Origin of the sequence: Nocardia harenae NBRC 108248, from assembly GCF_001612885.1 — a bacterium.
Lineage (GTDB): Bacteria > Actinomycetota > Actinomycetes > Mycobacteriales > Mycobacteriaceae > Nocardia > Nocardia harenae.
This window is the reverse complement of record NZ_BDBH01000004.1, coordinates 38569-64172: the sequence shown is the minus strand read 5'-3', so window position 1 is coordinate 64172 and position 25604 is coordinate 38569. Positions and strand designations below refer to the sequence as shown.

Sequence of the window (25604 nt, the reverse complement as noted above, 5' to 3'; positions counted from 1 at the left end):
GGTGAACTACACCCGCGTAATTCGGACATTGCCACGAATTTGCCGGAGGGGTATCGGGATGTTCCGCGCGAAACGAACCGAGCGTTCTAAAAGTTAGCTGGAATTTCGACGGCGGGCCGAAAAAAGCCGCCACCGGAGCGGTGACGGCGCGTCGGCTCAGGAGTGCTCGGCGGCCCGCCTGCGCGCCTTGAGCCAGGCCAGCCCGCCGACCAGCAGCACGGTGACGGCGATGAGCACACCGGTCAGCACCGCCCAGGAGATCCCCTCCGGCTGCTCCAGCCGGTTCGCGAAGACCTCGACCGCCTCGGCGGTGTCGCCGCCCTTGTACTTGGCCGGGTCCTCGGCCCACTCCAGCCGGACCCGGCTGATGCTGTCGCTGTCGGTGCCGATCCAGTCGTCGCTGAAGACCGCGACGGTGCCGTGCTGAAACTTGCCCACCTCGGTGGCGAGATCGCGCAGCTGCGAATCGTGCCACGGGTTGCCCGGCACCACGACCACGCTCAGCTCGATGCCGTCGGCGCGCGCCGCGGCGACCAGATCGGCCAGCTCCGACTGGTCCTTGCCGCTCGGCGCGGCCACGTGGTCGCCGGCCAGGTCCGCGCGGATCTCGTCGAGGTCGGCGCCCTCGGGCAGGCCGGTGGCCATGGGGCCGAAAACCGAGTGGGTCACGGTGGTCGCATCCATCCGATCTCGCGTCGCCTCGACAGCGGAGGCTCCTGGTTCCTACAGTGGCAGCGGTTCTCCGGCATCCGACCGGCACACGCCCGAGAGCACAGTACGCGACCGGGCCGTCGGCGCTCCGCCTGCGGCACGCCGGGCAGCCCCCTGCCGTTCACAGGACAAGCGTACTGTTAAGGTCGGAGCCGCGAGGAAAGCAGCGTACCGAGCCCTTCGGGACGCCACACGACCCTCGAAAGACTCGGTCACCGGCACAGCCCCGCCGATGACCAACCCTCATAGACGAGTGGAGCTGACGTGACGACGAGCAACGACACCTTCGGCGCCAAGGGCACCCTCGAGGTCGGAAGCAACTCCTACGAGATCTTCCGCCTCTCGGCCGTGCCGGGCACCGAGAAACTCCCCTACGCCCTCAAGGTGCTCGCGGAGAACCTGCTGCGCACCGAGGACGGCGCGAACATCACCGCCGACCACATCCGCGCCATCGCCGAGTGGGACCCTTCGGCCGACCCGAGCATCGAGATCCAGTTCACCCCGGCCCGGGTGATCATGCAGGACTTCACCGGCGTCCCCTGCGTCGTCGACCTCGCCACCATGCGCGAGGCCGTCACCACCCTCGGCGGCGACCCGAACAAGGTCAACCCGCTCTCCCCCGCCGACATGGTCATCGACCACTCGGTGATCCTCGACGTCTTCGGCCGCGCCGACGCGCTGGAGCGCAATGTCGACCTGGAGTACCAGCGCAACGGCGAGCGCTACCAGTTCCTGCGCTGGGGCCAGGGCGCCTTCGACGACTTCAAGGTCGTCCCGCCCGGCATGGGCATCGTGCACCAGGTGAACATCGAGTACCTGGCCCCGACCGTCATGGTCCGCAACGGCCAGGCCTACCCGGACACCTGCGTCGGCACCGACTCGCACACCACCATGGTCAACGGCCTCGGCGTGCTCGGCTGGGGCGTCGGCGGCATCGAGGCCGAGGCCGCCATGCTCGGCCAGCCGGTCTCCATGCTGATCCCGCGCGTGGTCGGCTTCAAGCTGACCGGCGAGATCCAGCCCGGCGTGACCGCCACCGACGTGGTGCTCACCGTCACCGACATGCTGCGCAAGCACGGCGTGGTCGGCAAGTTCGTGGAGTTCTACGGCGCGGGCGTGGCCGAGGTGCCGCTGGCCAACCGCGCCACGCTCGGCAATATGAGCCCGGAGTTCGGCTCCACCGCCGCGATCTTCCCGATCGACGGCGAGACCATCAACTACCTGCGCCTCACCGGCCGCAGCGACGAGCAGCTCGCGCTCGTCGAGGCGTACGCCAAGGAGCAGGGCATGTGGCACGACGCCGAGCGCGAGCCCGCCTACTCCGAGTACCTCGAGCTGGACCTGAACACCGTGGTGCCGTCGATCGCCGGGCCGAAGCGCCCGCAGGACCGCATCCTGCTCAGCGAGTCCAAGGTGGCGTTCCGCAAGGACATCCACAACTACACCAGCGACGCCGAGGGCGCGGTCGCCGCGGACACCCCGCACACCCAGCTGGACGAGGCGGTCGAGGAGTCCTTCCCGGCCAGCGACCCGGCGGTGCTCTCCTTCGCCGACGACGGCGCGGTCGACGCCCGTCCGTCCGCCGCGAACGGCGCCGAGGGCCGCCCGACCAAGCCGGTCACGGTGCGCTCGGCCGAGCGCGGCGACTTCGTGCTCGACCACGGCGCCGTCGTGGTCGCGGGCATCACCTCCTGCACCAACACCTCCAATCCGTCGGTCATGCTCGGCGCGGCCCTGCTCGCCCGCAACGCGGTGGAGAAGGGGCTCTCCAGCAAGCCGTGGGTGAAGACCAATATGGCGCCCGGCTCGCAGGTGGTCTCGGACTACTACGAGAAGGCGGGGCTCTGGCCCTACCTGGAGAAGCTCGGCTTCTACCTGGGCGGCTACGGCTGCACCACCTGCATCGGCAACACCGGCCCGCTGCCGGAGGAGATCTCCAAGGCGGTCAACGACAACGACCTCTCGGTCACCGCGGTGCTCTCCGGCAACCGCAACTTCGAGGGCCGCATCTCCCCCGACGTGAAGATGAACTACCTGGCCTCGCCGCCGCTGGTCATCGCCTACGCGATCGCGGGCACCATGGACTTCGACTTCGAGACCGACCCGCTCGGCCAGGACACCGAGGGCAACGACGTCTTCCTGAAGGACATCTGGCCCTCGGCCCAGGAGATCGACGACACCATCAAGTCGGCGATCAGCCAGGACATGTTCCGCAACTCCTACGCCACGATCTTCGACGGCGACGAGCGCTGGCAGAACCTGGCCACCCCGGAGGGCGACACCTTCGCCTGGGACGAGAACTCGACCTACGTGCGCAAGGCGCCGTACTTCGACGGCATGGAGATGGAGCCGGCCCCGGTCGAGGACATCAGGGGCGCCCGCGTGCTCGCGCTGCTCGGCGACTCGGTGACCACCGACCACATCAGCCCGGCCGGGCCGATCAAGCCGGGCACCCCGGCGGCGCAGTACCTGGACGAGCACGGCGTGGAGCGCAAGGACTACAACTCGCTCGGCTCGCGGCGCGGCAACCACGAGGTCATGATCCGCGGCACCTTCGCCAACATCCGGCTGCGCAACCAGCTGCTGGACGACGTCTCGGGCGGCTACACCCGCGACTTCACCCAGGACGGCGGCCCGCAGGCGTTCATCTACGACGCCTCGCAGAACTACCAGGCGGCGGGGATCCCGCTGGTCGTGCTCGGCGGCAAGGAGTACGGCTCCGGCTCCTCGCGGGACTGGGCGGCCAAGGGCACCCGGCTGCTCGGCGTGCGCGCGGTGATCACCGAGTCGTTCGAGCGCATCCACCGCTCGAACCTGATCGGCATGGGCGTCATCCCGCTGCAGTTCCCGGCGGGCGAGTCGGCCAAGTCGCTCGGGCTGACCGGCACCGAGGTGTTCGACATCGAGGGCATCACCGCGCTGAACGAGGGCAAGACCCCGAAGACGCTGACGGTGACCGCCACCAAGGAGGACGGCGAGAAGGTCACCTTCGACGCCGTGGTCCGAATCGACACCCCCGGTGAGGCGGACTACTACCGCAACGGCGGCATCCTGCAGTACGTGCTGCGCAATATGATCCGCGGCTGATCTCAGGTTCCGTCACGGAGTGGGTCCGTGCATCGCGCGGCGATGCGCGGACCGCTCCGTATTCCCCCGAGGAGCCCCATGCCCAAGGTCAGCGATGACCACCTCGCCGCGCGCCGCAGCCAGATCCTGGACGGCGCCCGGCGCTGCTTCGCCGAGTACGGCTACGACGGCGCCACCGTGCGCAGGCTGGAGGACGAGATCGGGCTCTCCCGCGGCGCGATCTTCCACCACTTCCGGGACAAGGACGCGCTCTTCCTCGCGCTCGCCCAGGAGGATGCCGAGCGGATGGCCGATGTCGCCGCCAACCAGGGCATCGTCCAGGTCATGCGGGACATGCTCGCGCACCCGGAGGAGTTCAACTGGCTCGGCACCCGGCTGGAGATCGCGCGCAGGCTGCGCACCGACCCGGAGTTCAGGGCCGGGTGGAGCCAGCGCTCGGCCGAGCTCACCGCGGCCACCCTGGCCCGGCTGGAGCGCCGCAAGGCCGCGGGCGCGCTGCGTGACGACGTCCCCACCGACGTGCTGCTCGGCTACCTGGACCTGGTGCTCGACGGGCTGATCGCCCGGATCGCCTCCGGGCACACCAACGAGAACCTGACCGCGGTGCTCGACCTGGTCGAGGCCTCGGTCCGGCGCCGGGCCTAGGCCCGGTCGCGGAGCCCGGCCGGACCGAACTCCGGCCGGCCTACCCCTCGGACTCCAACCCCGCCAGCAGGGTACGGGCGATGCGGTCCAGCTCCCTGCGGTCCGCCGCCGGAAGCACCGCGAGCAGCCTGGTCTCGTTCTCGGTGTGCGCGCGCACCGCCCGGTCCACCAGGGCGCGCCCCTGCGTCGTGAGCGCCACCTTGATCGCGCGGCGATCGGCCGTGTCCGCGTCGCGGCGCACCAGCCCCGCCTGCTCCAGCCGGTCCAGCCGCCCGGTCATCCCGGCCCTGGAGAGCATGAGCGTGTCGGCCAGCGCGGAGGGGTTGAGCGCGAACGGCTCGCCCGAGCGGCGCCGCGCGGCACGGTCACCATGCGCCTGCTCATCGACGCCGATGCGGCAGGCGGCGCCGTGAGCACGCTCGAGGTCACCGTGCCGCGCGGCGCCGACGGGGCCTCCCCGCACTTCCACACCCGCTCCGACGAGCTCTTCTACATCGCCGACGGAGAACTCCAGCTGCTGGCGGGCGACCGCATCGTCACCGTCGGCGCGGGCGGCTCGGTACTGGTCCCCCGGCATATGCCGCACGCCTTCGGCGCCACCCCGGACAGCGGCGCCCGCATCCTCATCGCGCTGGTCCCGGGCGTGCGCCGCTTCGAGTACTTCCGGCTGCTGGAGCGGATCTCGCGCGGCGAGTCCACCCTCGACGACCTGGCCGCGAGCCAGGAGGAATTCGACAACCACTTCGTGGATGCCCCGGACTGGTGGCGCGAACGCAATGCCAATCGCCGTTGACAACCCGGCATTACGTGCGCCCGAGCCGCGTCAAAGCCCCGTGAAACGCACCGCCAGGCGCTAAGCTTCGGACAGGTGCATCGGCCGCCCGCAAACTCGGGGCATCGGGTGGTCAACGGCTCGGCGGGCACGGTGGCAGCGATGGCTCGAGTATCCCGGCGAGCTGGTACTCGCCGGATAGACCCGACCTCGAGCAGCAGAACCGAGCAGGACGGAGCCCCCGATGATCGCGACCGACCGCTCGGCCCGCGCCCGCTCCCTCCGGTTTTCCCGCGCTTCTGGCGATCCATCGGCGAACTCTCCGCAATCGGGACGACGAGGGGGGTGAGCGCCGGTGACAGCACACGGCTCGAGTTCGGTCCTCGTGGTCGCCGACGCCGACGACCGGCACGCCGCCGCACTGGCGACGATCGTGCGAGAACAGCACGGCCTCAACGCCATCCGGCTCGACCCGCGCGAATTCCCCTCCCGCACCGGCAGTTTCCGGGTGGATCGGAGCGGCACCGCGCGCTCGCTCGCCCGCATCGTCGGGCTGGACGACGTGCGCTCGGTGTGGTGGCGGCGCACCACCGGGCACACCGTCCCGCGCACGGGCGGCGCGGAGGCACAGTCGGAGAGCGACGGCTTCCTGCAGGGGCTGCTCTGGTCCATCCCCGCCTACTGGGTGAACGACCCGGGCGCCGACCGCACGGCGTCCCGGCGCATCGTGCAGCTGGAGACCGCCGGGCGGGCCGGCTTCGCCATCCCGGAGACCCTGATCACCAACGACCCGGACGAGGCACGCAGCTTCGTCGGTTCCCGGCCGGGGGCGGTGGTGCGCAAGCGCGGGAACGCGGGCGGCCGCGCCCGCACCCGGCTCTGCACCGATGCCGACCTGGGCGATATCGAGGCCATCCGGAACACCCCGACCGCGTTCCAGGACTACATCGCCGCCGAGTGCGACCTGCGCGTGGTCTGGGTGGACGGGGTGGAGTGGGCGGTCCGGGTGGTGCCCGGCCACGGCGATCGCGGCGTGCACCCGGTCCACCTGCGCCCGGAGCGGCTGCCCGCCTCGGTGGGCAAGTCGCTCACCACGCTCATGGGCGCGCTCGGGCTCAGCTTCGGGGTGCTGGACCTGCGGATCGGCCTGGACGGCGAGTACTACTTCCTCGAAGTGGACCCGCAGGGCCGATTCGCCCACCTGGCCACCAGGGCGGAGCTCCCCATCTTCCGCAGCCTGGCGAACCTGCTCGTCCGCGGGGACGGTGCGGTGGCCGACCTGTGAGCCGGGTGCTCGGCCGGACCACCGTGCGCCGCAATCGTTCCCGGGCACAGCCGAGCCACCCGGACGAGCCGGGCACCGCCGGAGTCCGGCGCTAGGACGCTGCCTTGCGCCGGTTCGCTCCGCCGCGGCTGCGCAATTGCACATCCGATTCCACGAGCACATTGTGGATGAAGCCGTACGAGCGGCCGGTCGACTGGGCCAGCGATCGGATGCTGGCTCCGGCTTCGTACTGCTTCTTGAGCTGGGACTGCAGCCGATCGCGGGACTTCCCGGTGACCCGGGTTCCCTTCGCGAGCGGCGGCTCACCGGCGGCCTTCGCGCCGGCCGATCTGGTAGAGGCTGTCCTGGGCGCGGCAGTCTTGCCGGTTCCGGGCCGATCCTTGCGTGTGGGCCTGTCGCTCATTGGCTTCCTCCGAGTCGCCGAGCAGCGCTCATTCCAGGCTAGACAAGGCACCGGCCACGATCAACGGCGATTTGTGATGAAACTCACGCGAGCTGAATCAATTCCAGATATTCGGCCGACCAGTGGTCCTCGGCGCCGTCCGGGAGCAGGATCACGCGCTCCGGATTCAGCGCCTCGGCCGCACCCGGATCGTGCGTCACCAACACCACCGCGCCCGCGTAGGTGCGCAGCGCGTCCAGCACCTGCTCCCGGGAGACCGGGTCCAGGTTGTTCGTCGGCTCGTCCAGCAGCAGCACGTTCGCCGCCGAGGAGACCAGCCCGGCCAGCGCCAGCCTGGTCTTCTCGCCGCCGGAGAGCGTGCCCGCCTGCTGTTCCAGCTGCGGCCCGGTGAACATGAAGGCGCCGAGCAGGCCGCGCAGCTCCTGCTCGCCCGCGTCCGGCGCGGCGTGCCTGATGTTCTCCCAGACGGTGGCGCGATCGTCGAGGGTGTCGTGCTCCTGGGCGAAGTAGCCCACCTTGAGGCCGTGCCCCGGGTCCAGCTGCCCGGCGCTCGGCTGCTCGACCCCGGCCAGCAGCCGCAGCAGCGTGGTCTTGCCCGCGCCGTTCAGCCCGAGCACCACCACCCGGCTGCCGCGGTCGATCGCCAGGTCGACGCCGGTGAAGATCTCCAGCGAGCCATACATCTTCGTCAGGTTCGAGGCCATGAGCGGGGTCTTGCCGCAGGCGGCCGGCTCCGGGAACTTGATCCTGGCCACCTTGTCGGCGACCCGCACGTCGTCCAGCTCCGCGAGCAGCCGGTCGGCGCGCTTGGCCATCTGTTGCGCCGCAGTGGCTTTCGTCGCCTTGGCGCCGAGCTTGGCGGCCTGCGCCTTGAGCGCGGAGGCCTTCTTCTCGGCGTTGGCGCGCTCGCGGCGGCGGCGCTGCTCGTCGGTGGCGCGCGCGTCCAGGTACTTCTGCCAGCTCATGTTGTAGACGTCGGCCTCGCCGCGCACCGCGTCCAGGAACCACACCTTGTTCACCACGTCGGCGAGCAGCTCGACGTCGTGGCTGATCACGATGAGCCCGCCGTCGTGGTTCTGCAGGAAGCCGCGCAGCCAGGTGATGGAGTCGGCGTCGAGGTGGTTGGTCGGCTCGTCCAGCAGCAGCACCGTGTCCGAGCGGCCGCCGCTGCCGTCCGAGGCGGCGAAGAGGATGCGGGCCAGCTCGATGCGGCGGCGCTGGCCGCCGGAGAGGGTGCGCAGCGCCTGGCCGAGTACCCGGTCCGGCAACCCGAGGCTGCTGCAGATCCGGGCCGCCTCGCTCTCCGCGACGTAGCCGCCGAGTGCGGAGAAGCGCTCTTCCAGCCTGCCGTACTTGCGCACCGCGCGCTCCCGCTCGGCATCGTCGGCGACCTCGGCCATCAGCGCCTGCTGCTTCTCCATCTGCCGGATCAGCGCGTCCAGGCCGCGGGCGGAGAGCACCCGGTCCCTGGCCAGCACGTCCAGGTCGCCCTCGCGCGGATCCTGCGGAAGGTAGCCGACATCGCCCGAGCGGATCACCGTGCCCGCATAGGGCTCGCCCTCGCCCGCCAGGATGCGCAGCGTGGTGGTCTTCCCCGCGCCGTTCCGGCCGACCAGGCCGATCCGGTCGCCGTTCTGCACCCGCAGCGCCGAGCCGGGCGCGGTGAGCAGGGTGCGGACTCCGGCCCGGACCTCCAGGTCGGTCGCGGTGATCACAGGAAAATCTCCTCGCTTTTCGTCTCGGACGGCGGGGCCGATCGGTTCTCTTCGCGCAGTGTGCGCGGCCCAGGCGCCCCGGAACCACCGATTTTACCGGTCGCCGTGCGGGGCCCCGCCGGGGCTGCCGATCTGTCCGGTCGGAGTGCGCCGGTCCGCTGGGCGCAGCCGGCTCCTCGCCGAGGAGACGGTTCGGATCGGCGGCGCGCTGTTCGCCGCCGGACGACGCTACGGGGTTTCCTCCGGGGCCTTCGGCGCCGCGGTGGTCTTGCGGGGTGCGCGCCCGGCCGGGGTTCTGGTCGCGCCGTTCGCGGAGGTTTTACGCGCGGTCGTGCGCTTGGCCGCTGCCTTCTTCGCGGGAGCGGTTGTGGTGGAGGGGGTTTCGGGTGCGAGCGGGGTCGCGTCGGAGAAGAGCGGCAGTGGTGTCGGGGCCTCGGCGGGAGGGGCGGGTTCGACTGGGAGGGCGGCGTCGGCCGAGAACTCCGGCTGCGGCGCGGGGGCCGGAGGTGCGGCCTTGCGGGGCGCCCGCTTGGCCGGCGTCTTCCGTGCCGCCGTCTTGCGGGCGGGAGCCGCCGCCGACGCTGCCGTTTTCCGGGCAGGCGCCTTGCGGGGCGCGGTCTTCTTCGCCGGGGCGTTTTCGTCCCCGGCAGGGGCAGGAGCCTGGGCGGCGGGGGCCTCGAGCGGCACCTCGGCCTGCGGAGCGGCCGCCTTGCGGGCGGTCTTACGCGGAGCAGCCTTCTTCACGGGCGTCGGCTCGGCACCGGCAGGGGCCGCCGACGGGACGGGAGCTGCGCCCTCGACCGGTGCCTGCGGTTCCGAGACCACCCGCTTGCGCGCAGCGGTCTTACGCGGGGCAGCCTTCTTCGCGGGCGTCGCCTCGTCCGCCGCGACGGCCGCGGCCGTCTTCTCGGCGGGCGTCTTCCGCGCCGCGCGCTTGGCAGGCGCCCCGCCCACCGCCGCGGCCGATGCCTCGGCCGCCTTGCGCGGCGCACGCTTGGCGGGCGCCTTCTCGAGGGGAGCCTCGGCCTCGACGGGCTCTGTCACGACAGCCCTCCGCGGCGTGCGCTTCCGCACTGTCGCCTGCTCGGCGGGAACGGTCTCCGCAGCCGCAGCCCGACCGGGCACCTCCACCATGGCAGTTCCGGCAGCGGTCGCGGTGACCGAGCCCTTGTCCGCAGCCGCCGCGTCGGCCGAGTCCGCGGCGACCGTCTCGCCGGACTTCGCCCCCGCCCCTTTGCTCGGCTCGACGACCGGGTCCGCAGCGGTCGCCGCTGCATCGACGTCGGCAACCGGCAAGGCGTCGCGGTCCGCGTCGGGCACATCCGGCGTGCGATCGACCTCGGCGACGCGCGCCGCGACACCGCTCTCCGGACAGGCGGGCTCACCAGCCTCCGGCACCGCTTCAGCGACGGGCGCGGCGACATCCTCCTTCGAGACGACGGGCTCGGCGGGCGCGGGCGACGCCTTCTCGGCAGCGGACGCGGCGACACCGCCCTTCCGCACGGTGGGCTCGGGGGCCGCGGGCGACACCGCCTCGGGCTCCACCGAGGCAATGGCTTCGCCGACCTCCGCGACCTCGGCCGAACGCGCCGAACCCCCGCGAACCCCGGACGGCACCGCCCGCGCGGCCGCCGAACCACTCCGCTCGACGGCGGACCGATCCCGCGTCCCGGACCGGAACGCCGACGACTCCCGCGCCGGAACCGGAGCGGGCGAAACGCTCGGCTTCTCGTCGATCAACCACCGCGCGGGCGCGGCGGCCGCAACCGGCTCCGGCGAACCCTCGCCGAACCCGAACCGCTCGTGCACCCGGCGCAGGAACCCGGGCGCGTACCACACGCGATCCCCGAGCAGCTTCATCCCGGCGGGCAACAGGAACCCGCGCACCAGGGTGGCGTCGACCAGGACGGCGAGCGGCAACCCGATGCCGAACGCCTTCATGAAGGTGATGTCGGAGGCGAGGAAGCCGAGCAGCACCAGCGAGATGAGGACGGCGGCGGCGGTGACGATCCGCCCGATCCGCTCCAGCCCGAGCGCCACCGCGGCCTCGCTGTCGCCGGTGCGCCGGTACTCCTCGCCGATCCGGCTGAGCAGGAATACCTGGTAGTCCATGGCGAGGCCGAAGGCGACGCCGAAGAGCATGACCGGGACGGTGGGCGGCAGGTCGCCGGTGACGGTGAAGTCGAGCAGCCCGGAGAGATGCCCGTCCTGGAAGATCCAGACCAGCGCGCCGAAGGTGGCGGTGAGGCTGAGCGCGCTCAGGATCAGCGCCAGCACCGGGAGCACCACGCTGCCGGTGAGCAGGAAGAGCGCGACGAGCATGAGCACGATCACGAAGCCGAGCGCCCAGGGCAGCGCGGCGGTGACCGAGGCCAGCGCGTCGCCATTGGTCGCGGCGAGGCCGCCGATCAGCACCGGCGAGGGGGCAGGCACCGCGCGCACCTCGTCGACCAGGCGGTCGAGCGCGGCGGGGTCGTCGGTGGCGGGGACGATGGTCAGGTAGGCGGCGCCGTCCGCGCCGAAGCCGGAGTGCAGCGGGCCGGGCGCGGCGAACTGCGCCCCGCCCGCGTAGCTGCCGGTGACGGTGTCGACGCGGCGCACGTCGGGCAGTTCGGAGAGCGCGGTGGCGTACCCGCCGACGCCGTCGGCGGAGTCCGGCAGCACGGCGAAGAGCCCGTTCTGCTCGGTGATCCCGAAATCGGCGGCGAGCGTCTCGGCGATCTGCCGCGACGCCATGTCCCCCGGCAGTGCCCGCTCGTCCGGGAATCCCAGGTTGACGTGCAGGAACGGCGCGCCGAGGAGCAGCAGCAGAGCGGCGACGGCGAGCCCGATGGGCAGCGGGCGGCGCATGACCAGGGTGGCCAGCCGGTGCCAGAAGCCGTCGGCGGCGGCGCCGGTGGCGCGGCGGCGCGGGCGCAGCCGCCCGCTGTCGATCCGGGGCCCGAGCAGCAGCAGGAGCGCGGGCAGCACGGTCAGCGAGACCACCGCGGCGAGCGCCGCGACCAGCAGCCCGGCATACCCCATCGAGCGCACCGCCACCAGCGGGAAGAACAGCAGCCCGGCGAGCGCGATGGCGACGGTGACGGCGGAGAAGGCGACGGTCCGCCCGGCGGAGCGCATGGTCGCGGCGAGCGCGGCCGCCGGCTCGGCGCCGCCGTCGAGTTCGTCGCGGAATCGGCTGATCAGCAGCAGGCTGTAGTCGATGGCGAGGCCGAGGCCGAGCAGGGTGGCGACATTGCTCGCGGTGGCGGCGACATCGGTGAGGCTCGCGACGGCGGTGAGCGCGCCCACCGTGAGCAGCACGGTGACGGCGGCGACCACCAGTGGCAGCGCGGCGGCGACCAGCCCGCCGAAGACGAAGAGCAGCGCGATCAGCGTGACCGGGAAGGCGATGGATTCGCCGAGCACGACGTCCTTCTCGGTCTGCTGCACCGTCTCGCGCAGCAGCATGGCGTAGCCGCCGACCCGGACCTGGACCGGGTCGTGCGCGCCGCCGAAGCGCTCGGCGAGGTCGCCGATCCGCGCGTCCACCTCGGGCTCGGTGCCGAGCACACCGGCGACGATCAGCCCCTTGCTGCCGTCGGCGCTGCGCAGTGCTGCTGGTTTGCCGTCGGTCCAGTAGGAGCTGACGCGGGCCACGCCCGGCTCCGCGGCGAGGTCGCGGGCGAGGGTGGTGGCGGCGGCGGCCGCGGCGGCGTCGTCCACCGAGGAGCCGGTCTCGACGAGCAGCACCAGGTTGGGCGCCGCCTCGCCGAAGGTATCGCGCAGAACCGTTGCGGCACGGGCGGATTCACTGCCCGGATCGCTGTAGCCGCCGCCCTGCACCTTGTCGAACAGCCCCGATCCGAACGCGCCGAGGCCGAGGGCGAGCGCCGCGAAGACGACGAGGAGCACCCGGGCGCGGCGCCTGGTCAGTTCGAACACCGAGAGTCCCCTCGTCCTGCGATCGTCACGTTTCGCGCCGCCGACCTGGGCGATCACCGCCGTACCGGCCCGGCACGCGGCGATAGTAACAATGCCCGCCGCAACGTCGCTGAGCGCGAAGGTGATTCCCGTCGCACCGGGCGGCGGCACCGGCGGACGATAGGCTGCCGGGCGAAACCGGAGGAGCAGTATGGCGGATTCCGCACACGGGGTGTTCGACGTCGTGGTCTGCGGCCAGGGGCCGGCCGGGCGCGCGCTGGCGCACCGGTGCCTGGCGCACGGCCGCACGGTCGCGGTGGTCGACCCGGCGCCGGAGCGGCGCTGGCGGGCCACCTACGCGGTGTGGGCGGACGAGCTTCCCGGCTGGCTCGATCGGGGCGTGATCGCGGCGACGGTGCCGGAGCCGGTGGCGTGGGGGCGCAGCGAACACCGCCTCGCCCGCGCCTACGCGGTACTCGACACCGGGCGGCTCCAGGCGGCGCTCGCCCCCGACGGCGCGACGGTCTTCGCCGACCGGGCGGTGCGCTGCGAGCCGCACAGCGTGACCCTGGCCGCCGGCACCGAGCTGCGCGCCGAGCGGGTCGTCGACGCGCGCGGCCTGCGCCGCGACCCGGCCCGCGCCGAGCAGACGGCGCACGGCGTGCTCGTCCCCGCCGCGCGGGTGCACGGCACCGAGACGCTCTTCATGGACTGGCGCCGCGACAACGGCGCCGACCCCGCCGCCCCGCCCTCCTTCCTCTACGCCGTCCCCCTCGACGCGGGCACCGTCCTGCTCGAGGAGACCTGCCTGGCCGGGCGCCCGGCCCTGGACGACGGCGAACTGCGCCGCCGCCTGCACCACCGCCTCACCGCCCGCGACATCACCCTGACCGGCGCCGAGGAGATCGAACGGGTCCGCTTCCCGGTGCAGGGCGGGCGGCCGGGCCGGGAGCGCTTCGGCGCGGCGGGCGGCCTCCTGCACCCGGCTACCGGCTACAGCGTCGCCGCCGCGCTCGCCGCCGCCGACACCGTCGCCACCGGCGGGACGTACTGGACCCCGCGCGCCAGGGCGGTCGCGGTGCTGCGCGCGGCCGGGCTGCGGGCGCTGCTCGCCCTGCCGCCGGAGCGCGTCCCTGACTTCTTCGACGCCTTCTTCACCCTGCCGCCGCACCGCCAGCGCGCCTACCTCTCCGGCCCGGACGACCTGCCCGGGGTGCTCGCCGCCATGGCCGGGCTCTTCCCGCGGCTCCCCCGCCGCACCCGGCTCACGGTGGCTCGCGCAACCCTCGACCTGCGCGTCCTCTCGCAGAGACCGGGCGGTTCGGCCATGATGGAGTGATGCGGGCTATCTGGAAGGGCTCGATCGCGTTCGGGCTGGTGAACGTCCCGGTGAAGGTCTACACCGCCACCGAGGACCACGACATCCGGTTCCATCAGGTGCACGCCAAGGACGGCGGGCGGATCAAGTACGACCGGGTGTGCAGCGTGTGCGGGGAATCCGTGCAGTACGCCGATATCGACAAGGCCTACGAATCGCCGGAGGGCGCGAAGGTCGTGCTCACCGACGAGGACTTCGCCAAGCTCCCCGCGGCGGAGAAACACGAGATCCCGGTGCTGCAGTTCGTGCCATCCGAGCAGATCGACCCGATCCTGTTCGAGAAGAGCTACTACCTGGAGCCGGATTCCACGACGCCCAAGGCGTACGTGCTGCTCGCCGCGACCCTGGAGCGCATCGACCGCACCGCGCTCGTGCACTTCACGCTGCGGCAGAAGACCAGGCTGGCGGCGCTCCGGGTGCACGACGGGGTGCTGCTGCTGCAGACCCTGCTCTGGCCGGACGAGGTGCGCGCGGTCGACTTCGAATCGCTGCAGGACGCCTCGAAGCCGCGCCCGCAGGAGATCTCCATGGCGGAGACGCTGGTGGAGTCGATGTCCGACGACTTCGAGCCGGAGCAGTTCACCGACGAGTACCAGATCGAGCTGCGCAAGGTGCTGGACGAGGCCATCGCCAATGGCTCGGACACCCTGGTGAGCCGCCCCGAGCCGGAGAAGGAGCAGGTCGACGCCGAGGTGGTGGATCTGGTGGCGGCGCTGCAGCGCAGTCTGGAGGCGAGCGGGCGCCGGGCCGCGGGTGGTGGCGCGACCAAGAAGGCGCCCGCCAAGAAGACCGCGAGCAAGGCCGCCGCCAAGGAACCGGCGAAGAAGACCGCCGCCAAGAAGACCGCGAGCAAGAGCACCGCGAAGAAGACCACCGCGCGCAAGGCGCCCGCCAAGAAGGCGCAGGAGCGTAAAGGCGCCTGACGCTCCGGTACTGCTGCGCGGGCGCGAAGTCGCTAGGGTCGGGCGTCCGACGGCGCGTACCGGACGCGCTCGCACAGGAGGCTCCGTGTCCCGCATCCGTGCCCTCGCCCGCACACCCCTCACCTGGGCTGTCACCGCCGTCGCGCTGCTCGGCGTCGTCGCCGGGCTCGCCCTGTTCCAGCCATGGCGGCTGGTCACGAACACCACCGTGAACGAGGCCGCGCCGGTACTGCCGAGCACCGGCTCCGGCGTCCCGGACGTGCAGCCCCGGCTGCTCGCGCGCGGCGATCTGATCGCGCACGAGCACGGCACCACCGGCTCCGCGGCGGTGATCGCGCTGCCGGACGGCAGCCGGGTGCTCCGGCTGGAGAACCTGGACACCTCCGACGGCCCCGACCTGCACGTCTGGCTCACCGACGCCCCGGTGCTGCTGGGCAGGGACGGCTGGTTCGTCTTCGACGACGGCGCGCACACCGACCTCGGCGCGCTGAAGGGCAACCGCGGCAACCAGAACTACCCCATCCCGCCGCAGACCGATCTCGCCGCGGTGACCAGCGTCACCATCTGGTGCGACCGCTTCGACGTCTCCTTCGGCGCCGCCGAGCTGCGCCCGGTCTGACCCCGGGAGCCGCTGCGCGAGCGCCCTTTCCGGCGAAAAAATGAGCGGACAGCCGCCGATCCGGTGTGCCACCATGTCCGCATACCGCCGATCGGGCGGAACGAGCACAGCGAAGGAGGTGACGGCCGTGATCGACAGCTACCCCGGAGACGGAATGCGCGGTGTGCATCGTGACGGCCGCCGCCTCACCGAGGCCGCGGCGGGCACCGAATCGCGGACACCGCCCGGCCACCGGCGGCAGCGGTACGGCGTCCAGGGCAACCCGGCCGCCTGACCCGGCGCCGCTCCGCTTCCTCCTCGCTCGCCCGACCCCGAAGGCCGGTGTCCCATGACGCTCTCCGTCGTTTCCGCGCACCCTCCCCCCACCGCCGAGAACTGGATCCACGCCGCCGTGCTCGTGCTGAATGCCAGCTACGAGGCGCTGCACGAGGTCACCGCCGACCGCGCTGTCACCCTGGTGCTCGCCGGGGCGGCGGAGGCCATGTTCGCCCGCGAGCCCTACTTCCCGATTCGCTCGCAGCGCTGCGAGATCGCGCTGCCGGAGACCATCCGGCTGCTGCGGTACGTGCACGTGGCGCAGCGGCCCGCCGTGCACGACGAGAGCCCGGCGACCGCGGCGGGCGTGCTGCGCCGCGACGACCGGCGCTGCGGCTACTGCGGCGCGCGGGCGCACACCGTCGACCACATCCGGCCGCGCAGCCGGGGCGGCCCGAACACTTGGGCCAACCTCGTCGCCTGCTGCGCGCCCTGCAACACCGCCAAGGCGAACCGGACGCCCGAGGAGGCGGGGCTGAGACTGCTCTGGCAGCCGAAGGCCCCCGACCCGCTGGCCAAACGGCAGCGGGACATCTGGCGCCGGCTCGCCGAGTGACCACCCGAGAAAGGAGAGGGACGTGACCGTCGACACCGCTACCACCCTGGCCGTACTGCTCCCGCTCTCGGACGCGCGGGGCTGGCACCGGGCCGCGTGCCGGGGCGACCCGAACCACGAGGCATGGTTCCCGTACCCGTCGGAGGACTTCGGCTACGCCCGGGCGATCTGCGCGAATTGCCCGATTCGCGCCGGGTGCGCCGAGTTCGCCGCGGACACCGGCCAGTCCGGGGTCTGGGGCGGCCGCGAGTACGACCGCGGCCGGCTCGTGCGGGAGTGAACGGTGCGCGCCGCCGCCGGAACAGCGGTGGCGGCGCGCACCCCCGGACGCCACATAGACTGCCGCTCCGTGGGAACTCATCGCAGCAGCGAATCCGGTTCGCGGGGCGTCAGCGCAGGCGTGATCGCCGCAGTGGTGGCGGTGGTGGTGCTGATCGTGGCGGTCGTGGGCTGGTTCCAGCTGCGCGACCGCGGCGACAGCCGCGACACCGCCGCCGCCGCGGAGTGCGTGGAGGGCACCGCCACGCTGGACGTGACGGTCGACCCGGTGCTCGCCGATCCGGTCCGGGCGATCGCCGACCGCTACAACGCCACCGCGCCCCGCGTGCGCGACCACTGCGCCGAGGTGCACGTGACCGCCCGCGCCTCCGCCGACGTCGCCGCCGCCTTCGCGTCGGGCACCTGGACCTCGCCGCTCGGCGCCCAGCCCGCGCTCTGGATCCCGGACTCCACCCGCTCGGTGGAGGCGGTCCGGGTGCCTGGGCTGATCGAGGGAAACCCCACCTCGGTAGCGACCAGCGCCATCGTGCTCGCGGTCTCCGAGCCGCTGCGCGCCGCGCTCGACCAGGCCAAGGCGGCGTGGTCGGATCTGCCTCGGCTGCAGCAGGGGTCGCTCGGCGATCTCGGGCTGAGTGGCTGGGGCGGGCTGCGGATGGCGCTGCCCGCGGGCGACACCTCCACCGCGGCCGCGGTCGCCGTCGGCTCGTCGCTCTCCGGCGCCGACCCGCTCACCGTCGAGGCCGCGCGCACCGGTCAGGTGGTCTCGGCCATTTCCGTGCTGGCCGCCGAGGCGCCGCAGTCCGCGGACCCGCTGACCGCGCTCATCCAGGCCGCCTCCGACAATCCGGACGCCCCCGTGCACGCCGTCGCCGCCACCGAGCAGCAGGTGCGGGCGCAGGCCGGGGCCGCGATCTACCGGCCGATCGGGGCCGCCCCGCTCGCCGACTACCCGGCCGCGCTGATGACCGGCGGCTGGGTGGACGAGACCGAGAACCTGATCGCCGGGCTCTTCACCGACTACCTGCGCGCCCCCGCGCAGGCCGCGCTGCTCGCCCAGGCCGGGTTCACCGCGCCCATGGCCGTGCCCGGACCGGACAAGGCCACGCTCGACGCCGTGCGCCAGACCGTGGAGAACCCGGTGCTCGGGGTGAGCACCACGGTACTGCTGGATGTCTCGTCGTCCATGGGCACCAGGGAGGGGGCCATGACCCGGCTGGCGAACTCGCTGGCCGCGCTGCGCTCCTCGCTCACCACCCTGCCGCCCGACTTCGGGCTCGGCGTCTGGACCTTCGGCAAGAACCTGGACGGCAGCAGGCCGTACCAGGTGCAGACCCCGACCGCCGCGCTCACCGACGCCCAGCGCAGCACCCTGGACACCGCGCTCAACGCGGTCAAGCCGTCGGACTCCACGACCGATCAGGCGTACCCGACGCTGCTCGCCGCCTACCAGGAGGTGGCGGCCGAACCGGCCGCAGGCCGCACCAACTCCATCCTGCTCATCACCGACGGCCCCGACGACGACTCCGCGCTCACCGGCGCCGAGCTGCTCTCCCGGATCGCGGAGGCGGGTGGATCCACGCCGGTCCGGGTGGACGTGGTGGTGATCGGCACCGGTGACGGCGATACGCTGCGCACCCTCGCCGCGAACACCGGCGGCACCTACGCCACCGTGCCAGGCACCAACGACCTGAAGTTCGGCACCGCCGTGGTGCAGGCGCTCACCAACCCCTGACCCGCACCGGCGCCCCCGGCTCCCGCGCCACCCGGAGCACGCCCTCCGGGCCGACGGTGCGGTTCGCGGCCGGGCGGCGCGATGCCGTGCGGCGCGCTCCGGTGTGCGGCCCACTCGGTGAACCAGGGGCGCCGACCACGATGGCCGAGCGCACGGCGGTCAGTCGGCGTACGCCTCGACCGGCGGGCAGGAGCAGACCAGGTTGCGGTCGCCGAAGGCGCCGTCGATGCGGCGCACCGGCGGCCACACCTTGGCGCGGGTGTGCGCGACCCCGCGCGGGTAGACCGCGACCTCGCGGGAGTAGGGGTGGTCCCACGCCCCCACCAGCGATTCGGCGGTGTGCGGGGCGCCGCGCAAGGGGTTGTCGTCGGCGGGCCACACCCCGGACCCCACCTGGTCGATCTCCCGGCGGATGGCGATCATGGCGTCGCAGAACTCGTCCAGCTCGGCCAGGTTCTCGCTCTCGGTCGGCTCGACCATGAGTGTCCCGGCCACCGGGAAACTCATGGTGGGGGCATGGAAGCCGTAGTCCGCGAGCCGCTTGGCGACGTCGTCGACGGTGACGCCGGTGCGCTTGGTGATGGCGCGCAGGTCGAGGATGCACTCGTGCGCGACCATGCCGTGCTCGCCGGTGTAGAGCACCGGGAAGTGCTCGTCCAGCCGCCGGGCGATGTAGTTGGCGGAGGCGATGGCGGTGAGGGTGGCGCGGCGCAGCCCGTCGGCGCCCATCATCCGGATGTAGGCCCAGGTGATCGGCAGGATCGAGGCCGAGCCGTTGTGCGCGGCGGAGACCGCGTGCGACCCGGTCACCAGCGGATCGCCGGGCAGGTAGGCCGCCAGGTGCGAGCGCACCGCCACCGGGCCCACGCCCGGCCCGCCGCCGCCGTGCGGGATGCAGAAGGTCTTGTGCAGGTTCAGGTGGCTGACGTCGCCACCGAAGCGACCCGGCCGGGCCAGCCCGACCAGCGCGTTCAGATTGGCGCCGTCCACGTATACCTGCCCGCCGGCGTCGTGCACCAGCGCGCACAGCTCGGCGACCTCGTGCTCGTAGACGCCGTGCGTGGAGGGGTAGGTGATCATGATGCAGGCCAGCCGCTCGGCGTGGTCGCCGATCTTGGCGCGCAGGTCGTCCAGGTCGACGTCGCCGTTCTCCCGGCAGCGCACCACCTCCACCCGCAGCCCGGCCATGGCCGCGGAGGCGGCATTGGTGCCGTGCGCGCTGGACGGGATGAGGCAGGTGTCGCGGTGCGTGTCCCCGCGATCGAGGTGGTAGCGGCGGATGGCGAGCAGCCCGGCGTACTCGCCCTGGCTGCCCGCGTTGGGCTGCAGGCTCACCGCGTCGTAGCCGGTGATGGCGCAGAGCCAGCCCTCCAGGTCGGCGATCAGCCGCAGTGTCCCGGCCGCGTCGGCCGCGGGGGCGTACGGGTGCAGCCGGGCGAAGCCGGGCCAGGTGATGGGCTCCATCTCGGCGGTGGCATTGAGCTTCATGGTGCACGAGCCGAGCGGGATCATGCTGCGATCCAGCGCGATGTCCTTGTCCGAGAGCGCACGCAGGTAGCGCAGCATGCCGGTCTCGGTGTGGTACCGGGTGAAGGCGGGGTGGGTCAGGTACGCGGTGCCGCGGGTTTCGATCTCGACCGGCTCGCCGCCGGATTCCGCCGCGGCGCCGAAGCTCTCCAGCACCGCGGCGATGTGCGCGCCGGTGGTGGCCTCGTCGCAGGCGACGGCAACGTGGTCGGCGTCGACCCGGCGCAGGTTGATGCCGCGCGAGCGCGCCTTGTCCAGCACCGCGTCGGCGCCGCCGGGGACGTGCGCGAGCACGGTGTCGAAGAAGCTGCCGTGCACCACCGCCGCGCCGAGCCCGGCGGCGAGCGCGGCGGCGTGGCCGTGCACCCGGCGGGCGATGGCGCGCAGCCCGTCGGCGCCGTGGTAGCTCGCGTACATGGCGGCCACGATGGCGAGCAGCACCTGGGCGGTGCAGATATTGGAGGTGGCGCGCTCCCGGCGGATGTGCTGCTCGCGGGTTTGCAGCGCGAGCCGGTAGGCGGGGGCGCCGTCGGCGTCCACCGAGACCCCGACCAGCCGGCCGGGCAGTTGCCTGGCGTGCGCGGTGCGCACCGCGAGGTAGCCGGCGTGCGGGCCGCCGAATCCCATGGGAACGCCGAAGCGCTGGGTGGTGCCGAAGCAGACGTCCGCGCCCTGTTCGCCGGGCGGCGTCACCAGGGTCGCGGCCAGCAGGTCGACACCGGCGGCGACCAGGGCGCCGCGCTGGTGCGCCGCGGCGACCAGCCCGGTCCAGTCCACGATCCGGCCGGAGGCGCCCGGGGTCTGCACGAGCACGCCGAAGAAGTCACCGTCCGGGAGCTCGCCGCTGCTCAGGTCGGCGACGACGATCTCCAGCCCGAGCGGCTCGGCCCTGGTCGCGAGGACGGTGTGGGTCTGCGGGAAGACATCGGCGTCCACCAGCACCCGGCTGCTCTTCGAGCGGCTCGCGCGGTGCAGCAGCGTCATGGCCTCGGCGGCGGCGGTGGCCTCGTCCAGCATGGAGGCATTGGCGACCTCCATGCCGGTCAGGTCGCAGACCATGGTCTGGAAGTTGAGCAGCGCCTCCAGCCTGCCCTGGCTGATCTCCGGCTGGTAGGGGGTGTAGGCGGTGTACCAGGCCGGATTCTCCAGCAGGTTGCGGAGCAGCACCGGCGGGGTCAGGGTGTCGTAGTAGCCGAGCCCGATCATGGAGGTGGCGACGGTGTTCGCGGCGGCGAGCTCGGCCAGCTCGGCCAGCACCTCGTGTTCGCCCGCGGCGGGCGGGAGCACGTCGAGGCCGCCGCCGTCCAGGATGTCGGCGGGCAGCGCGGCGGCGGCGAGGGCGTCCAGCGACGCGACACCGGTCACGTCGAGCAGCCGGGCGACCTCGGCCGCGTCGGGGCCGATGTGGCGGTCGGCGAAGGAACGGGTCACGGCTACTCCAGGGTCGGGCGGCGGGCCCTCCCCCTCTGTCGTGGTGCCTGAGAGATTCGGCGGCCGGATCCGGCCCCTTTCCCCATCGGCGGGCGGCCCGGAGCCACCGCTTTCCAGAGGCGCCGGTGACCGCACGGTCCCTGGTGCCTGAGAGATTGACGGGGAGGTGCTGCTCCTTCGGCGCCCGGACCTCGTCGGTGCCGGAACTCTCCCGCACGGCGACGACGCACCGTCAGTCTAAGCCGCGACGCGGTGACCGGTCGCCCGCCCGCGCCGGTCTGTAGCGCTCGTCACGTCCGGCGCGGATGCCGGCGCGCCCGGGTGCCGCGACCCGGCGGACGACGGTCCCAGCTCGGGGCCACGTCGCCGGGAACGCAGCCCGGCGGACGACGGTCCAGCCTGGGTTCACGTCGCCGGGGAACGCGGCCCGGCGGCAGCGCCCCGCTTTCGGGCATTGCGGGCAGCGCCCCGCGCTCGCGCATTGCGGGCAGCGCCCCGCGCTCGGGCACTGCGGGCAGCGCGCCCCGGCACCGGCGATCGGCGGTGTCGGGGCCCGTGTTCCGGACGCCCCGCGTCACACCGGAAGTCCGGCGCGCACGCGCCCCGCGGCGAGGACGACGGCGGCCGCCTGCACCGCGACCAACCGGTCGATCGGCACCCGGAACCCGGGCGCGCCGGAGTCGATGGCCGCGCACCACTCGGCGAAGACCGCGGCGAACCGGTCCCGCTCGGCCGCGATGCGCGGCGAGTCCCCGGCCTCGGCGGCGAGCAGCCGGCTCAGCATGCCGCCGACCCGGAGCCGGAGCATGCCGGTCCAGACGTACTTCTCCACGAAGATCTCGCCGAGCGTGGCGGGCCGCTCCCGGCCAAGCGCCTCCTTGGCGGCGGCCAGCCCGGGGATATTGCCGAGCACCGCGCGCACCGCCCGCTCGAACGGGCTCCGCCCGCTCAGCTCCCCGGCCACCCGGTGCAGCACGGCGCCGACGATGGCGCCGGTCTCCCGGTAGTCGGCGGCGGTGGCGGCGAGCACATCGGCCAGCGAGCGGTCGGCGGGGGTGCGGTCGGCGACCCGCGGGTCGATCCACAGCGGCAACTCGCTGACCAGCAGCGCGGAGCCGAATCGGGCGGAGTAGTCGCGGCTGCCCCCGCCGCCGAGCGCCGCCACCGGCTCCACCCCCGCGGCGGCGAGCACCTCGGCCATCTGCCCGAACGGCGGCAGCTCGAAGACGCCGGGCGCCCACACCCGCGCGCCCGGCGAGTCCGGCTCGCCCCGGTGCAGCGGCAGCTCGGCCGCCGCGAGCAGCTCGGTGAGCGCCGCCCAGTACCCGGGGTCGCCGCCGGTGGTGTAGAAGAACCCGCCACCGAACTCGGCGTTGTGCAGCGAGGCGATGAGCGCGGGCCGGGTGCGGTCGATGAGCGCCATCAGCGCCTCGGTCTCCGGCAGCGGCACCCCGACCCGGCGCCCGCGCCAGGTGGTCGGGAAGCACCACTCCGGCTGCTCGGCCGCGGGCGGGCGGTAGAAGTGCCGCGCGACCGCGGTGCGGGTGTGCGGCCCGGCGTACCACTCCTCGTTCAGCCGGGTGCCGTCCGGATCGACGCAGAGCACGAAGTGCCAGGTGGCGCCGAGGCAGTCGTGCTCGGGCGCGGCCAGCCTGCCGAGCAGGTGCCTGATGGTGGCGAGCCCGATCGGCTCGTTCGGGTGCGGATTGCCGAAGACCAGGATGTCGTGGCCGCCCGACCCCACGCGGACCGCGCGGATCGGGGTGCCGCCGCGGGAGCGGCCGAGTTCGCTGATCCGCACCCGGCCCGGGTGCGCGGCGGCCAGCCGGTCGGCGAAGGCGTACAGCTCGTCCACCGTGGGGAAGGCGTCGATCCGGCCGACCCGGCCGACGACCTCGGCCACCCCCATCACGTCCCCCTGGCTCACGTCCCCCCTTTACCTGCCGATCCGCACCAGCCGCTGCGCGGCGGCACCGGCCGGCCCTCCCGGCCCGGCGCCGCCCGTCCCCCGTGGCTCAGCCGGTCTTGCGGTTCAATTTCGCCTTGCGACGGTATGCCAGCTCGTCCTCCGGGCGGTCGGTGGCCGAGGTGGCCCGCTCCGCCGGGAAGTTGGCGATCACGCCGGTGAGTTCCCGCATGGCGCCGCTCACCGCGATTCCGAAGACGCCCTGCCCGCCCTGCAGTAAATCGACGACCTCCTCGGCCGACGTGCATTCGTAGACCGAGGTGCCGTCCGAGAACAGCGTGATCCCGGCCAGATCCTGCACGCCCCTGCTGCGCAGATGATCGACCGCGATCCGGATGTTCTGTAAGGAAATACCGGCGTCCAGCAGGCGCTTCACGATCTTCAGGACCAGGATGTCCTTGAAGGAATAGAGCCGCTGGCTCCCCGAACCGGCCGCACCGCGGACGGACGGCACCACCAGGCCGGTCCTGGCCCAGTAGTCGAGCTGACGATAGGTGATGCCGGCCACCTGGCAGGCGCTGGGCACGCGATAACCGACCAGATCGTCGGGCACCGTGTCGTCGGGAAACAGGCCTGGCTGTACTGCGTCCTGCGATTCCTCTGCCACTGACCACTCCCTTGCTACGCGACGCCGCACCCGACCGGCGCGCACCCGATGCATCCCGGCACCGAGCCGCGCTCACCTCACGGCTCTGGTCACCGTCCGGCTTTGTCACCACCGGTTCCCCGCACCTGGGGTCCCGATCCAACTTTCGAGATTACTCTTCCTGATTCTCGGTGGAAGGGCATCATCGAACCAAACGCGACGCGCGGTCAATGTCTCGACCTGTACCTCAGGTCAAGACATTTTCCGGCTCAGCTGTCGGTGGCCTTGAAATCATCGGGCGAAACCGACTCGAGGAATTCCTTGAATTTCTCGACTTCGTCCTCGCGCTCGTCCGGCATCACCAGCCCGGCCTCCTCCAGCACCGGCTCCTCGGCATAGATCGGGCAGCCGACGCGCAGCGCGATGGCCACCGAGTCGGACGGGCGGGCGGAGATCCGCTTGTCGTTGTCGAATACCAGGTCGGCGTAGAAGGTGCCCTCCTGCAGATCCACGATGCGGACCTCCTTGAGGGTGTGCCCGAGCTCGGAGACGATCAGCTTGATCAGGTCGTGGGTGAGCGGCCGGATCGGGGTCACGCCCTCCTGCTCCAGCACGATCGCGGTGGCCTCGGCCTGCCCGATCCAGATCGGCAGGTACCGGTCGCCGGAGACCTCGCGGAGCAGCAGCACGGGCTGGTTCTGTGGCTGCTCCACACGGATGCCGATCACGCGCATTTCGCTCATCGCACTGCCTCCCATACCTCGCCGGCCAACCGGCATGACGCCGCGGAGCTCGCCGCACCACGAGTCTAAGCGAATTCCGAGCGGCACCGCGATGACCCGGATCTCCGCCGTGCGCCGGGCCGGAAGACCGTTGCCCCAGCATGACCGGGGTCCGGCGGGGCCGGGGTCAGCTACCGAGCGCGCGCACGCCCGCCTTCACCAGGCAGGCGTGCAGGGTGAGCGAGAGCGCGGCCAGCTCGCGCACGGTCTCCTCGGCGCGCTCCCGCGCGCCCTCGTCCCTGCTCTTGGCGATGGGCGCGACGATCTGGGCCACCAGCGCGGCCTCCCGATCGGCGGCCAGCTTGAAGGCGCGCAGGTGCCTGGCCTCCAGCCCGAACTCGGCCATCGCCCGCGCGACCCTGGCCAGGGTGACGGCATCGCCGTCGAAGAAGCCGGCCGCGCCGGGGGTGATCAGCCCGGCGCGGATCAAATCGTTGAGGAAGGCATCGGTGATCTCCGCCTGCGCGAGCAGGTCGGCCCTCGTCACCCGGATCTGGTGGTCCACTCGCAGCTCGTCCGCGCTGATCTCCCCCGGAACGACACCGAGCCGGCGCGGCGGCGGCACGCTCGCCGGACCGCGCGGCGCGCGGTCGGCCGGACGCTCCGGCGCCGCCGCCCGCGCGCGTGCCTCCCGCACGCCGAGCGTCGCGGCGCCACTGTCGATCGCTTCGAGCTGCTCCTTGATCACCTTGAGCGGGAGGTACTGATCCCGCTGGGCGGTGAGCACGAAGCGCAGCCGCTCGCAGTCCGCCGGCGAGAAGCGGCGATACCCCGACGGCGTGCGCTCGGGGCGGATGAGCCCCTCGGATTCCAGGAACCGGATCTTGGAGATGGTGATGTCCGGGAAATCGGGGCGCAGCAGATCCAGCACGGAGCCGATCGACATCCCTCCGCGTGCCCACTGCGCCGCCCCGGTCACCGCAATCCGTCCCTTTCCTCCGTCCGGAACCGTGCGCGGCGCCCGCGGCCCGGCGGTGACCCACCGCCCT

General features: G+C 72.7%; 20 protein-coding genes, 1 pseudogene and 1 riboswitch. Of the genes and pseudogenes, 11 read left to right on the top strand and 10 right to left on the bottom strand.

What is annotated here, in order from left to right:
* Window positions 1-156: 156 nt before the first annotated feature.
* On the bottom strand, window positions 157-669 hold the full coding sequence (locus NH2_RS06340; RefSeq protein ID WP_245650457.1) for an Rv1476 family membrane protein: 513 nt from the start codon (window positions 667-669) through the stop codon (window positions 157-159).
* 306 nt (window positions 670-975) lie between these two features.
* Here NH2_RS06340 and NH2_RS06335 point away from each other — a divergent pair, with 306 nt between their 5' ends.
* Window positions 976-3798, top strand: a complete 2823-nt coding sequence (locus tag NH2_RS06335; protein ID WP_067649718.1) for an aconitate hydratase — start codon at window positions 976-978, stop codon at window positions 3796-3798.
* 78 nt (window positions 3799-3876) lie between these two features.
* Window positions 3877-4443 carry a TetR/AcrR family transcriptional regulator gene (locus tag NH2_RS06330; protein WP_067649715.1) on the top strand — a complete coding sequence of 189 codons (567 nt, stop codon included), beginning with the start codon at window positions 3877-3879 and terminating at the stop codon, window positions 4441-4443.
* A gap of 40 nt (window positions 4444-4483) precedes the next feature.
* Here NH2_RS06330 and NH2_RS30380 read toward each other — a convergent pair whose 3' ends face one another.
* Window positions 4484-4723, bottom strand: coding sequence for a MarR family winged helix-turn-helix transcriptional regulator (locus NH2_RS30380; protein ID WP_501193503.1), 240 nt, complete (start codon window positions 4721-4723; stop codon window positions 4484-4486).
* Window positions 4724-4813: 90 nt separating this feature from the next.
* Between NH2_RS30380 and NH2_RS28585 the strand changes: the two genes are divergently transcribed.
* Complete coding sequence (locus NH2_RS28585; RefSeq protein WP_157103633.1) at window positions 4814-5236, top strand: cupin domain-containing protein; 423 nt, start codon at window positions 4814-4816, stop codon at window positions 5234-5236.
* Window positions 5237-5570: 334 nt separating this feature from the next.
* Window positions 5571-6500, top strand: coding sequence for an MvdC/MvdD family ATP grasp protein (locus NH2_RS06315; protein WP_067649712.1), 930 nt, complete (start codon window positions 5571-5573; stop codon window positions 6498-6500).
* 91 nt (window positions 6501-6591) lie between these two features.
* Here the strand turns inward: NH2_RS06315 and NH2_RS06310 are convergent.
* The 3 genes and pseudogenes from NH2_RS06310 to NH2_RS29465 form a co-directional block, all read right to left on the bottom strand.
* Window positions 6592-6795 (bottom strand): annotated as a pseudogene (locus NH2_RS06310) (helix-turn-helix domain-containing protein); the annotation flags it as partial.
* 191 nt (window positions 6796-6986) lie between these two features.
* Window positions 6987-8618 carry an ABC-F family ATP-binding cassette domain-containing protein gene (locus NH2_RS06305; protein ID WP_067649709.1) on the bottom strand — a complete coding sequence of 544 codons (1632 nt, stop codon included), beginning with the start codon at window positions 8616-8618 and terminating at the stop codon, window positions 6987-6989.
* Window positions 8619-8846: 228 nt separating this feature from the next.
* Window positions 8847-12542, bottom strand: a complete 3696-nt coding sequence (locus NH2_RS29465; RefSeq protein WP_218021666.1) for an MMPL family transporter — start codon at window positions 12540-12542, stop codon at window positions 8847-8849.
* A gap of 190 nt (window positions 12543-12732) precedes the next feature.
* Between NH2_RS29465 and NH2_RS06295 the strand changes: the two genes are divergently transcribed.
* The 7 genes from NH2_RS06295 to NH2_RS06270 all read left to right on the top strand — a co-directional run bounded on the left by NH2_RS06295 (window position 12733) and on the right by NH2_RS06270 (window position 18323).
* Window positions 12733-13860 carry a lycopene cyclase family protein gene (locus NH2_RS06295; protein WP_067649706.1) on the top strand — a complete coding sequence of 376 codons (1128 nt, stop codon included), beginning with the start codon at window positions 12733-12735 and terminating at the stop codon, window positions 13858-13860.
* On the top strand, window positions 13860-14822 hold the full coding sequence (gene ku, locus NH2_RS06290; protein WP_067649704.1) for a non-homologous end joining protein Ku: 963 nt from the start codon (window positions 13860-13862) through the stop codon (window positions 14820-14822). Before NH2_RS06295 ends, ku begins: the two co-directional genes overlap by 1 nt.
* Window positions 14823-14907: 85 nt before the next feature.
* The gene (locus tag NH2_RS06285; protein ID WP_067649701.1) at window positions 14908-15441 is read left to right on the top strand and encodes a DM13 domain-containing protein; all 534 of its coding nucleotides are present in this window, start codon (window positions 14908-14910) and stop codon (window positions 15439-15441) included.
* Window positions 15442-15568: 127 nt separating this feature from the next.
* Window positions 15569-15715, top strand: coding sequence for a hypothetical protein (locus NH2_RS28580; RefSeq protein ID WP_157103632.1), 147 nt, complete (start codon window positions 15569-15571; stop codon window positions 15713-15715).
* Window positions 15716-15769: 54 nt separating this feature from the next.
* Window positions 15770-16312 carry an HNH endonuclease gene (locus tag NH2_RS06280; protein ID WP_067649698.1) on the top strand — a complete coding sequence of 181 codons (543 nt, stop codon included), beginning with the start codon at window positions 15770-15772 and terminating at the stop codon, window positions 16310-16312.
* Window positions 16313-16334: 22 nt separating this feature from the next.
* On the top strand, window positions 16335-16592 hold the full coding sequence (locus NH2_RS06275) for a WhiB family transcriptional regulator (protein WP_067649697.1): 258 nt from the start codon (window positions 16335-16337) through the stop codon (window positions 16590-16592).
* A 69-nt stretch (window positions 16593-16661) separates the two neighbouring features.
* Entirely contained in the window at window positions 16662-18323 is a 1662-nt protein-coding gene (locus NH2_RS06270) for a VWA domain-containing protein (protein WP_218021665.1), read from the top strand.
* 159 nt (window positions 18324-18482) lie between these two features.
* On the opposite strand, the gene gcvP is transcribed toward NH2_RS06270, so the two are convergent.
* The 5 genes from gcvP to ftsR all read right to left on the bottom strand — a co-directional run bounded on the left by gcvP (window position 18483) and on the right by ftsR (window position 25501).
* Complete coding sequence (gene gcvP / locus NH2_RS06265) at window positions 18483-21281, bottom strand: aminomethyl-transferring glycine dehydrogenase (protein ID WP_067649696.1); 2799 nt, start codon at window positions 21279-21281, stop codon at window positions 18483-18485.
* Between the two features lie 124 nt (window positions 21282-21405).
* A riboswitch (glycine riboswitch) is annotated at window positions 21406-21505 on the bottom strand.
* Window positions 21506-21855: 350 nt separating this feature from the next.
* Window positions 21856-23208, bottom strand: coding sequence for a M14 family zinc carboxypeptidase (locus NH2_RS06260; protein ID WP_157103631.1), 1353 nt, complete (start codon window positions 23206-23208; stop codon window positions 21856-21858).
* 88 nt (window positions 23209-23296) lie between these two features.
* Window positions 23297-23854, bottom strand: a complete 558-nt coding sequence (locus tag NH2_RS06255) for a MerR family transcriptional regulator (protein WP_157103630.1) — start codon at window positions 23852-23854, stop codon at window positions 23297-23299.
* A 248-nt stretch (window positions 23855-24102) separates the two neighbouring features.
* Window positions 24103-24576 carry a bifunctional nuclease family protein gene (locus tag NH2_RS06250; protein ID WP_067649689.1) on the bottom strand — a complete coding sequence of 158 codons (474 nt, stop codon included), beginning with the start codon at window positions 24574-24576 and terminating at the stop codon, window positions 24103-24105.
* 166 nt (window positions 24577-24742) lie between these two features.
* Window positions 24743-25501 (bottom strand): transcriptional regulator FtsR, encoded by a 759-nt coding sequence (gene ftsR / locus NH2_RS06245; protein ID WP_067649680.1) that lies wholly within the window; start codon window positions 25499-25501, stop codon window positions 24743-24745.
* Window positions 25502-25604 lie beyond the last annotated feature (103 nt).